We start from the raw sequence: 10,584 nt of genomic DNA, 5'->3' as shown, positions 1-10,584 counted from the left end.
GCGCGGCCACGCCGACGGCGAACTGCTGGAAGGCCTGTGCAGCACTCTCCGCTTCGGCCCGCTGACCCGCCGCCGGCTGTTCGCCGCCGCCGGCCTGGCCGATGCTTCCGCACCTTCTCCTTATCCTCCATCGAGCGAGTTCGCATGAGCCAGCGCAACAACGAAGCCCCGCGTGTCGTCTTCGAAGGCAAGTTCCAGCGCATGGTCGTGCGCGGCACCTGGGAATACAGCGAACGCACCCATGCCGGTGGACTGGCGGCGATCATCATCGCGGTCACTCCGCAGGACAACGTATTGTTCGTGGAACAGTTCCGCGTACCGCTGCAGGCCAAAACGATCGAGATGCCGGCCGGACTGGTCGGCGACATCGACGCCGGCGAATCCATCGAGATGTCCGCCGTGCGCGAACTGGAAGAAGAGACCGGCTGGACCGCTGAACAGGCCGAGGTGTTGATGATCGGCCCCACATCTTCCGGTGCCAGCAGCGAAAAGATCGCCTTCGTGCGCGCCACCGGGCTGAGCCGGGTCGGCGCCGGCGGTGGTGATGACAGCGAAGACATCACCGTGCACGAGGTACCGCGTGCGCAGGCAGCAGCGTGGCTGGTGCAGAAGATCGCCGAAGGTTACGAGCTGGACGCCAAACTGTGGGCCGGGTTGTGGATGATCGAACACCACCTGGACGGCACCCCGCGTGGCTGATGCCGGAGCAGGCATGACGTCGGCGCTGCTGGGAGCGGACGACCCTGCCATCTACACGATCCACCGGCCGCAGGGCGCATCGCCGTTCCTGCTGCTGGCCGACCACGCCGGGCAGCAGGTACCGCGTTCGCAGGGCACGCTCGGATTGCCGCAGGCGCAGCTGGACCGGCACATCGGCTGGGATATCGGCATTGCCGGCACCACCCGCGCGCTGGCGCAGCGGCTGGATGCCTGGGCCCTTGAACAGACGTATTCGCGGCTGCTGATCGACTGCAACCGCCCGTTGGCATCGCCCACGCTGATCCCCGAAACCAGCGATGGCACCGTGGTGCCGGGCAACGCGACGTTGACGGCTGCACAGCGGCAGCAACGCATCGATGCCATCCATGCGCCATACCACGCACGCATCAACGCGGAACTGGATGCACGCCGCGATGCCGCGCGCCCGACCCTGCTGGTGATGATGCACAGCTTCACCCCGGTAATGAACGGGGTGCAACGCCCTTGGCATGCCGGCGTGCTGTACCACCAGGACACGCGCTTCGCGCATCCGCTGCTGCGCGCACTGGAGGAGGAAGGCGACCTGGTGGTCGGTGACAACCAACCGTACTCGGTTACCCCGAGCAGTGATTATGCGGTGCCCGTGCACGGGGAAGGCCGCGGCCTGGTGCATGTGGAACTGGAGATCCGCCAGGACCTGATCGCCGATGAAGCCGGCCAGCAGGCCTGGGCGGAACGGCTGGCGCGACTTTTCAGCGGACTGCAGGCAGAGCTGCTGCAACGGTAGTGCCATGGGTAGTGACGGCCGCTGGCCGTCATGGGTTCCGTGCATGACGGCCAGCGGCCGTCACTACCCTCACCGCGGCGGGCGCAGCCACAGCGCAACCCCCACGCCCAGCAACGCAAACGCTGCCGCACCATATTGCGCATTGACCAGCCCCTGCAGCGCCTCGACGCTGCGGCCGGACACATCGGCACCGCGGCCGGCATTGGCCAGCATCACCAGCACCGCCAGGCCCAGCGCCCCACCAATCTGCTGTGCGGTGGCGGCCATGCCCGATGCCACCCCCTGCTGCGCCGCCGGCACGCCCTGCCCGGCCACGATCCACATCGCCGTCCAGGTCATGCCCTGCCCCAGGCTCAACACCACCACGCCGGGCAGCAGCGCCCAGTAGCTGGCGCCATGCGGCAGCGCCAGCGCCACCGCCGCGATACCCACCGCACCGGCGCCCATGCCCCACGCCAGCACCTGCCGCGGCGAGCGCCGCGCAAGCATCTTTTCGGCCACGGTGATGCCATAGGTGCATACCAGCGTGGGCAGCAGGAAGGCCAGCCCGGCCTGCAGCGGACTCCAGCCGTAGCCGTCCTGGAAGTACAGCGCCAGGAAGTAGTACTGCACGCCAAAGCTGCTCATGAACAGCATGGTCAACAGCATCGCCGCGCGCAGGCTGCGCAGCCGCAGCAGCGAGAACTGCATCAACGGATCGCGGCTGCGCTGCTCGATCAGCACGAACACACCGAGCAGCACCACGGACACCAGCAGGCAACCGAGCGTGGCCGGCGCCGACCCGCCCCATTCCGGCCCCTGCACCAGCGAGGTCACCAGCAGGCTGCCACCCAGCGTCACGGTCAGGCAGCCGGCCAGATCGAACGAACGATCGCGCTGCGGCGCCGCGTCACGTGGCAGCCAGCGGCCGCCCAGCAGCGCGCAGGCACCGGCGAAAGGCACGATCACCAGCAACACCGACGACCAGCCGAAGGCCTGGGTCAGCACCCCGCCCAGCAGCGTGCCCAGCGCGAGTCCACCGGCGCTGGCCATGCTCCAGATCGCCAGTGCACGGTTGCGCGTCGCGCCTTCGGCGTAGATCGTATTGATCAGCGACAGCGTGGCCGGGAACAGCAGCGCCGCGCCGATGCCCTGCGCAGCGCGCGCGGCGATCAGCATGCTCGCGCTGCTGCTCAGGCCGCCGACCAGCGAGGCCAGCGCGAACAGCGCCATGCCCAGCCGATACATGCGGCGACGGCCGAGCAGGTCCGCGGCGCGCCCGCCCAGCAGCAAGCAGCCACCGAAGGCCACGGTGTACGCACTGACGATCCATTGCAGCTGCTGCGCGTTGATCCGCAGCTGCACGCCCATCTCGTGCAGGGCCACGAAGATGATGGTGGCGTCCAAGGCGATGATCAGCTGCGCCATCGCCAGCAGAGTCAGCGCCAGGCGCGGGGGAAATGGGGAAGTGGAGTGCGTCATGCCAGTGGTAGTGCGGGGAGGCGGGCAGTCTCATTGATGGCGGCTGACATTGAAAGCGGGATGCTTTCACCGCTTCGGCGCGGATGGTTTTCGACAGTGGCGATCCGCCGCTCATGGAAGCGGCCCTGGCCGGGATCGGCATCGTGCAGGTGATGGATGCCGTCGCAGCAGGCCTCGCCGAAGATGAAGGTCCTGGATGAAGCGCAGCTGGCCGATGACTGGTAACCCTGGGTAGCGACGGCCGCTGGCCGTCGGCTGGGATAGCGGTGACGACCAACGGTCGTCACCCACCGACGCAGGTTCCCCCGACGGGGGAAGGCTCACCCACCGGGGCAGGGCACCCATCGGGGTTAGGTTCGTCTGCACCGGCTTGACGGCCAGCGGCCGTCACTACCGCGGCTGGCTCAGGCGAACGAATCGGTTGCGCGCACCAGCGCGTCCACGTTCTCGGCTTCGAACGCCGAATGGCCCGATGCGGGGCTGATCTGCAGCTTCGCCTTCGGCCAGGCCTTGCTCAGCTCCCAGGCGTTGGCCAGCGGGCACACCACGTCGTAGCGGCCGTGCACGATCACGCCGGGGATGTCGGCGATGCGGTGCGCATCACGCAGCAGCTGCTCTTCCACCTCGAAGAAGCCACCGTTGACGAAGTAGTGGTTCTCGATGCGCGCGAAGGCCAGCGCGAACTGCGGGTCCTCATGGCTGTTGACGAAATCATCGTCCACATGCAGGAAGCTGGTCGCCCCTTCCCACACGCTCCACGCCTTTGCCGCGGCCAGCCGGGTGGCTTCGTCTTCGCTGGTCAGGCGACGATGGAACGCGGAGATCAGATCGTGGCGCTCGACGGCCGGGATCGGCTTGAGGTAATGCTCCCACGCATCCGGGAACAGGCGGTTGGCGCCTTCCTGGTAGAACCATTCCAGTTCCCAGCGGCGCAGCATGAAGATGCCGCGCAGCACAAGTTCGGTCACCTTGTCGGGGTGCGTCTGCGCATAGGCCAACGCCAGCGTGGAACCCCAGCTGCCGCCGAATACCTGCCAGCCCTCAACGGAAAGGTGCTCGCGCAGTTTCTCGATATCAGCCACCAGGTCCCAGGTGGTGTTGTCCACAAGGTCTGCGTGCGGGGTGGAACGTCCGGCGCCGCGCTGGTCGAACAGGATGATGCGGTACTTCGCCGGGTCGTGGAACTGGCGCATCTTGTCGCTGCAGCCGCCGCCCGGCCCGCCATGCAGCATCACCACCGGCTTGCCGTCCGGGTTGCCGCACTGTTCGAAATACAGCGTGTGGCGGTCGTCGACCTTCAGGGTGCCGACGTCGTAGGGGGTGATGGCGGGGTACAGCGTACGCATGCTTGCAGCTCCGTGGTGATGCCCCGCGCGCGGCAGGACAGAGCACCCATTCTAGGCCGGTCGCCGGCCCAGCGTGACCCGGTCGCGCTGCTCCAGGTCCTGTACCGTTTCCACTTCATCCAGGCCGGCCTGTTGCAGCAGCGCGCGGATCGCCGCGCCCTGGTCCCAGCCGTGTTCCAGCACCAGCCAGCCACCGGGCAGCAGGTGGGCGCGCGCCCCATCGGCGATCAGACGGATGTCGTCCAGCCCGTCCTGCCCGGACGCGAGCGCGGTAGATGGCTCGAAGCGCAGGTCCCCACGTGCAAGGTGCGGATCGTCGCTGGCGATGTAGGGCGGATTGCTGGCGATCAGGTCAACACGTTGCCCCTGCAGCGGCGCATGCCAGGACCCCTGCGCGAAGGCGACGTTGGACACCGCGTTGCGCGCCGCATTGCGCTTGGCCACCGCCAGCGCCTCGCCACTGGAATCGGTCGCCAGCACCTGTGCCAGGGGGCGTTCACGGGCCAGCGCCAGTGCAATGGCGCCGCTGCCGGTGCCGAGGTCGGCGATCGTGCAGGGGCGATCCGCAGGCAGCCGCGCCAGCGCCTGTTCCACCAGCAGCTCGGTCTCCGGCCGCGGGATCAGGGTGGCCGGGCTGACCTCCAGCTGCAGCGTCCAGAAGCCCCACTGGCCAGTGATGTAGGCCACCGGTTCGCCTGCCACGCGACGCGCCAGCAGCGCATGGAAATTGTCGCGATCGGTGAGGCCGACCGGATCGGTGGCATGGGCGAACAGCCAGCTGCGCGGACGCTGCAGCGCATGCAACAGCAGCAGTTCGGCCTCGTGCCGTGCCTCTGGACCGGGCAGCTGGGCCGCGGCGTCAGCCAGCAGGTCGCGTAACAGCATGTCGGGGCGCGCGCTCATGGTCAGGACCTTGCATGGGGGCGGCAGCTTAGCCCAGGGCGTCGCAACGAGGCCGTGCTGCGGCGACATCACGGCACCGGATCCGATGCGCGTTGTTCAGGTCCACCCCCGCGTGATATTGGCCGAGGCTATCAGGTCACTCGTCAGCAAATCCCGCAAGTCTCTGAATTAGAATGAATCTAGCGGGTACATCCGCCCGTGCGCTCACTCGACCAGCCGCTCATCAATAGACGTTGCCTATTGGATAGATGCGATCAATGGATTGTCCTTATCGAATGGGAGTCGTTATTCTAGGTCCTGTCGCAACACCCACTCCCCTTCACCCAAGAGGAATATCCATGTCCCTGATCAACACCCAGATCCAGCCGTTCGAAGCCAATGCGTATCTGAATGGCGAGTTCATCAAGGTTTCCGACCGCACCATGAAGGGCCAGTGGTCCGTCCTGATCTTCATGCCGGCCGCTTTCACCTTCAACTGCCCGACCGAAATCGAGGACGCGGCCGACCATTACGCCGAATTCCAGAAGGCCGGTGCCGAGGTCTACATCGTCACCACCGATACCCACTTCTCGCACAAGGTCTGGCACGAAACCTCGCCGGCGGTGGGCAAGGCGCAGTTCCCGCTGGTCGGCGATCCGACCCACCAGCTGACCCGTGCCTTCGGCGTGCACATCGAAGAAGAAGGCCTGGCCCTGCGCGGCACCTTCATCATCAACCCGGAAGGCGTGATCAAGACCCTGGAGATCCATTCCAACGAGATCGCCCGTGACGTGTCCGAGACCCTGCGCAAGCTGAAGGCTGCCCAGTTCACCGCCGCCAACCCGAACCAGGTCTGCCCGGCCAAGTGGAAGGAAGGCGAGAAGACCCTGACCCCGTCGCTGGACCTGGTCGGCAAGATCTAAACGCCGCACCTCGCTCCCATGCCCGCCCCGCGCGGGCGTGGGGGTGAACCGAAGCCAGCCGCGCAAGCCAGCAGCCGCCAGCCCCTTCCACGCTGCTGTCTTCGGTTCACCCCTACCCCCTGCTGGTCCGCTACGCTCAGTCGCGGCGCCACGCCCCCGTTTTGCCTGAAGCCAGGAGAAGACCATGTTGGATGCGAACCTGCAGTCGCAGCTGAAGACCTATCTGGAGCGCGTGACGCGCCCGATCCAGATCACCGCGCATGCCGACGACGGCGCAAAGGCGCAGGAGATGCTGGAGCTGCTGACCACGATTGAAAGCCTGTCCGACCAGATCAGCCTGACCGTGCTGCGCGATGGCACCGGCCGCGTGCCCTCCTTCGACCTGGGCAGCCCGGGCCAGGACATCCACCTGACCTTCGCCGGCCTGCCGATGGGCCATGAGTTCACCTCGCTGGTGCTGGCCCTGCTGCAGGTGGGCGGCCACCCGTCCAAGGCGACAGCCGAAGTGATCGAGGCGGTGCAGAACCTGGAAGGCGAGTTCAAGTTTGAAACCTATTTCTCGCTGTCCTGCCAGAACTGCCCGGACGTGGTGCAGGCGCTGAACCTGGCCGCGGTGTTGAACCCGCGCATCCAGCACGTGGCGATCGACGGCGCCCTGTTCCAGGACGAAGTTGAGCAGCGCCAGATCATGTCGGTGCCGACGGTGTACCTCAACGGTGAAGTGTTCGACCAGGGCCGGATGACGCTCGAGCAGATCGTGGCCAAGCTCGATACCGGTGCCGCCAAGCGCGATGCCGCCAAGCTGGCGACCAAGGATGCCTACGACGTGCTGGTGGTGGGCGGTGGTCCGGCCGGCGCGGCCGCAGCGATCTATGCCGCACGCAAGGGCATCCGGACCGGCATCGCGGCCGAGCGTTTTGGCGGCCAGGTGCTGGACACCATGGCGATCGAGAACTTCGTTTCCGTCAAGGAGACCGAAGGCCCGAAGATGGCGATGGCGCTGGAACAACACGTGCGCGAGTACGACGTGGACATCATGAACCTGCAGCGCGCCACCGGCCTGGTGCCGGCCGGCGACGATGGGCTGGTGCAGGTGCAGCTGGAGAACGGCGCGGTGCTGAAGTCACGCACGGTGATCCTGTCCACCGGCGCGCGCTGGAGGCAGATGAACGTCCCCGGCGAAGACCAGTACCGCAACAAGGGCGTGGCGTACTGCCCGCACTGCGATGGCCCGCTGTTCAAGGGCAAGCGCGTGGCGGTGGTGGGCGGCGGCAATTCCGGCGTGGAAGCGGCGATCGACCTGGCCGGCCTGGTATCCCACGTCACGCTGCTGGAATTCGACGACAAACTGCGCGCCGACGACGTGCTGCAGCGCAAACTGCGCAGCCTGGGCAACGTGACCGTGCTGACCAGCGCACAGACCACCGAAGTCCTGGGCGACGGGCAGAAAGTGACGGGGCTTGTCTACAAGGACCGCGTCGGCGGCGATTCACATCGGGTGGAACTGGAAGGCATCTTCGTGCAAATAGGACTGCTGCCCAATACCGAGTTCTTGACTGACGTCATCTCCCTCTCGCCGCGAGGTGAAATCGTCATCGATGATCGCGGCCAGACCAATCTGCCCGGAGTGTTTGCCGCCGGGGATTGCACGACCGTACCGTACAAGCAGATCATCATCGCCATGGGCGCTGGATCGACGGCCGCCTTGAGTGCCTTCGACCACCTGATCCGTACGTCCGTGACCAAGAGCAGCGGCGCTGTCGCCGAAGCTGCCTGACACAGGTTCCCAGATCACCGGGGACACCGCATGTCCGCTGGGTAGCCACGCCGTCCCGGTCCCTACCCAATGAGGTCTCAGGATGAACCTACGTGATCTGAAGTACCTGGTGGCCTTGGCCGACCATCGCCATTTCGGCAAGGCCGCCGCCGCGTGTTTCGTCAGTCAACCCACGCTTTCCACCCAGATCCGCAAGCTGGAAGAAGAGCTGGGGTTGCCGCTGGTGGAACGCGCCCCGCGCAAAGTGATGCTGACCCCGGCCGGCCTGGACGCGGCCGCGCGCGCCCGGGTCATCGTGGCCGAAGTGGAACAGATGAAGGAAGCCGCGCGCCGCAGCCGCGATCCGGAGGCAGGCGCGGTCCGGCTGGGGATATTCCCGACGCTGGGGCCCTACCTGCTGCCGCATGTGATTCCACGCATCCGCGAACGCTTCCCGCAGCTGGAGCTGCTGCTGGTCGAGGAAAAAAGCGACGTGCTGCTGGCCCGGCTGCGCGAAGGCAAGCTGGATGCCGCCCTGCTGGCGCTGCCGGTGCTGGATGACCAGCTGCACACCGAGTTCCTGTTCGAGGAACCGTTCCTGCTCGCCGTGTCGGCCCAGCATCCGCTGGCCAACCGCCGCCAGCTGGATGTGCAGGAGTTGTCCGCGCAGCGCCTGTTGCTGCTGGAGGATGGCCACTGCCTGCGCGACCAGGCACTGGAAGTCTGCCGGCTGTTCGGCGCCAACGAAAAATCCGAGTTCCGTGCCACCAGCCTGGAGACGCTGCGCCAGATGGTCGCCGCCGACGTGGGCATCACCTTGATGCCGACGCTGTCGGTGAAGCCGCCGGTTCCACGTTCGGAGAACATCCGGCTGCTCGACCTGGTCGGTGACAACCCGCCCAGCCGCCGGATCGCGATGGCCTGGCGACGCAGCTCGGCGATGAGCGGGTTCCTGGAGCAGCTGGCCGACCAGTTCAAGCACTTGCCGGCGTCCCTGTTCACGTTGTCGGGTGGGCCGTTACCCCCGTCACGACCAGCCGCAAACGACATCAGCGCCCTGCCGGGCTGAGCCGCAGCCGAACAATGAAGAGGGCGGCGTGCGCGGGTGGGTCGATTCCTGCCCCGTTTGTCCCCACAATATGAATCAGGCGGCGCCAACTGGTGCCGCCTTTTGTATGTCCCTTTCAAGGAGTAGTTGCATGACCACCGCAAGCGGCCTGCCGCCGTCCATCACCGTTTCATCCCATGACCTGGCCCGCCTGGAGGCGCTGCTGGACTCTCCTGCTGCGAGCGCCTTGCCGGCTGCTGCGGCGTTGTCCGATGAATTGACCCGTGCCACCGTACTGGCCCCTGGCGAAATGCCAGCGGGCACCGTCAAGATGCATTCGCGGGTTGAATGCGAAGACGCGACGACCGGCGACAAACACGTGCTGACCCTGGTCTATCCACGCGAAGCAAACGTCGACGAACATAAAGTGTCGGTGCTGGCACCGGTCGGCACCGCGCTGCTGGGCCTGTCCATCGGCCAGAGCATCGACTGGGATGCGCCGGGCGGACGCAAGCTGAAACTGCGCGTCACTGCGGTTCACGACGACGCACCCTGAAGAATTCCCGCTACCCGGCTGCGCCCCACGCGCGCCCGCACTGATGGAGCTGCAATGAGCACTACCCCGTCCAAACTGGCCCAGCTGCGCGAACTCTCCGTGGTGGTCGCCGACACTGGTGATTACGACGCCATCAAGCGGTTGCGACCGGTGGATTGCACCACCAACCCGACGTTGGTGAAGAAGGCGTTGGACCTGCCGGTCTATGCCGACCTGATCGCCCGCGAACTGGCCTGGGGCCGCGAACAGGGCGGTGAGCGCGAGAGCGTCGTCAACGCCGTGGCGGATCGCCTGACCGTCGGTGTCGGCACGCTGTTGAGCACGCTGGTGCCGGGCCGCGTGTCCACCGAGGTGGATGCGGACAAGTCGCATGACACCGAGGCCACTGTCGCCAAGGCGCGTCGCTTCGTGCAGATGTACGCCGACGCCGGCGTGCCGCGCGAGAAGATCCTGATCAAGATCGCCGCGACCTGGGAAGGCATCGAAGCGGCACGCGTGCTGCAGGCCGAAGGCATCGATTGCAACCTGACGCTGATCTTCAATTCCACCCAGGCACTGGCCTGCAGCGAAGCCGGCGCGTTCCTGATCTCGCCCTTCGTTGGTCGCATCCTGGACTGGTACGTGGCCAACGGCCAGGCGCCTGCCAGCATCGATGAAGACCCCGGCGTGGTGTTCGTGCGCGGCGTGTATGCCGAGTTCAAGCGCCGCGGTTCGCCGACGGTGGTGATGGGCGCCTCGTTCCGTTCCACGGCGCAGATCGAAGCCTTGGCCGGCTGCGACCGCCTGACGGTTTCGCCGGACCTGCTGGAAAAGCTCGACGCCGAGCATGGCGAACTGCCACGCGCGCTGGTGGCGGGTGAGGCTGAAACCGTGGTGAGCACGCCGATCGATGGCGCGCGCTTTGCTGCTGACCTGGCCGCCGATCCGATGGCGACGGAGAAGCTGGCGACCGGGATCGAGGCGTTTGCGAAAGATCTGGAAAGCCTGCGGGCACGGATCCGCGCGGAGCTGTGATTTTGTCGCTGTGGTCGAAGGGGTGAGACCCCCTCGCGGGTGGCTGCTGTTTGAAGCCGCAGCTGGGTTGGGGCCGGGGGGGGGGGGGGGGGGGGGGGGGGGGGGGGGGGGG

General features: G+C 66.6%; 10 protein-coding genes and 1 pseudogene. 8 read left to right on the top strand and 3 right to left on the bottom strand.

Features of this window, described 5'->3' with window-relative positions; all coding sequences use genetic code 11:
* The first annotated feature begins 144 nt into the window (after nucleotides 1-144).
* Together H9654_RS14690 and H9654_RS14685 are read left to right on the top strand one after the other, a co-directional pair.
* Nucleotides 145-699: an NUDIX hydrolase gene (locus H9654_RS14690; RefSeq protein WP_101099623.1), complete on the top strand. Its 555-nt coding sequence runs from the start codon at nucleotides 145-147 to the stop codon at nucleotides 697-699.
* Between the two features lie 13 nt (nucleotides 700-712).
* Nucleotides 713-1,486: an N-formylglutamate amidohydrolase gene (locus tag H9654_RS14685; protein ID WP_191771566.1), complete on the top strand. Its 774-nt coding sequence runs from the start codon at nucleotides 713-715 to the stop codon at nucleotides 1,484-1,486.
* Between the two features lie 69 nt (nucleotides 1,487-1,555).
* Here H9654_RS14685 and H9654_RS14680 read toward each other — a convergent pair whose 3' ends face one another.
* Complete coding sequence (locus tag H9654_RS14680) at nucleotides 1,556-2,947, bottom strand: MFS transporter (protein WP_191771564.1); 1,392 nt, start codon at nucleotides 2,945-2,947, stop codon at nucleotides 1,556-1,558.
* Nucleotides 2,948-3,012: 65 nt separating this feature from the next.
* Here H9654_RS14680 and H9654_RS17830 point away from each other — a divergent pair.
* Nucleotides 3,013-3,129 (top strand): annotated as a pseudogene (locus H9654_RS17830) (LysR family transcriptional regulator); the annotation flags it as partial.
* 222 nt (nucleotides 3,130-3,351) lie between these two features.
* Here the strand turns inward: H9654_RS17830 and pip are convergent.
* Both pip and prmC read right to left on the bottom strand, forming a co-directional pair.
* Nucleotides 3,352-4,293, bottom strand: coding sequence for a prolyl aminopeptidase (gene pip / locus H9654_RS14675; protein WP_191771562.1), 942 nt, complete (start codon nucleotides 4,291-4,293; stop codon nucleotides 3,352-3,354).
* A 51-nt stretch (nucleotides 4,294-4,344) separates the two neighbouring features.
* Entirely contained in the window at nucleotides 4,345-5,178 is an 834-nt protein-coding gene (gene prmC / locus H9654_RS14670) for a peptide chain release factor N(5)-glutamine methyltransferase (RefSeq protein WP_406833484.1), read from the bottom strand.
* 356 nt (nucleotides 5,179-5,534) lie between these two features.
* Between prmC and ahpC the strand changes: the two genes are divergently transcribed.
* From ahpC to H9654_RS14645, 5 genes are all read left to right on the top strand, one after another.
* Nucleotides 5,535-6,098, top strand: coding sequence for an alkyl hydroperoxide reductase subunit C (gene ahpC / locus H9654_RS14665; protein WP_101099619.1), 564 nt, complete (start codon nucleotides 5,535-5,537; stop codon nucleotides 6,096-6,098).
* Between the two features lie 184 nt (nucleotides 6,099-6,282).
* Nucleotides 6,283-7,875, top strand: coding sequence for an alkyl hydroperoxide reductase subunit F (gene ahpF / locus H9654_RS14660; RefSeq protein WP_191771559.1), 1,593 nt, complete (start codon nucleotides 6,283-6,285; stop codon nucleotides 7,873-7,875).
* Nucleotides 7,876-7,957: 82 nt separating this feature from the next.
* Nucleotides 7,958-8,923 (top strand): LysR substrate-binding domain-containing protein, encoded by a 966-nt coding sequence (locus H9654_RS14655; protein WP_225212096.1) that lies wholly within the window; start codon nucleotides 7,958-7,960, stop codon nucleotides 8,921-8,923.
* 130 nt (nucleotides 8,924-9,053) lie between these two features.
* Nucleotides 9,054-9,458 carry a nucleoside diphosphate kinase regulator gene (rnk, locus tag H9654_RS14650; protein WP_191771558.1) on the top strand — a complete coding sequence of 135 codons (405 nt, stop codon included), beginning with the start codon at nucleotides 9,054-9,056 and terminating at the stop codon, nucleotides 9,456-9,458.
* Between the two features lie 54 nt (nucleotides 9,459-9,512).
* Complete coding sequence (locus H9654_RS14645; protein WP_101099616.1) at nucleotides 9,513-10,472, top strand: transaldolase; 960 nt, start codon at nucleotides 9,513-9,515, stop codon at nucleotides 10,470-10,472.
* Nucleotides 10,473-10,584: the final 112 nt, after the last annotated feature.

The organism is Stenotrophomonas lacuserhaii, from assembly GCF_014836545.1.
GTDB lineage: Bacteria > Pseudomonadota > Gammaproteobacteria > Xanthomonadales > Xanthomonadaceae > Stenotrophomonas > Stenotrophomonas lacuserhaii.
The sequence above is the reverse complement of the archived record's forward strand: the minus strand, read 5'-3'. Positions and strand labels throughout refer to the sequence as shown.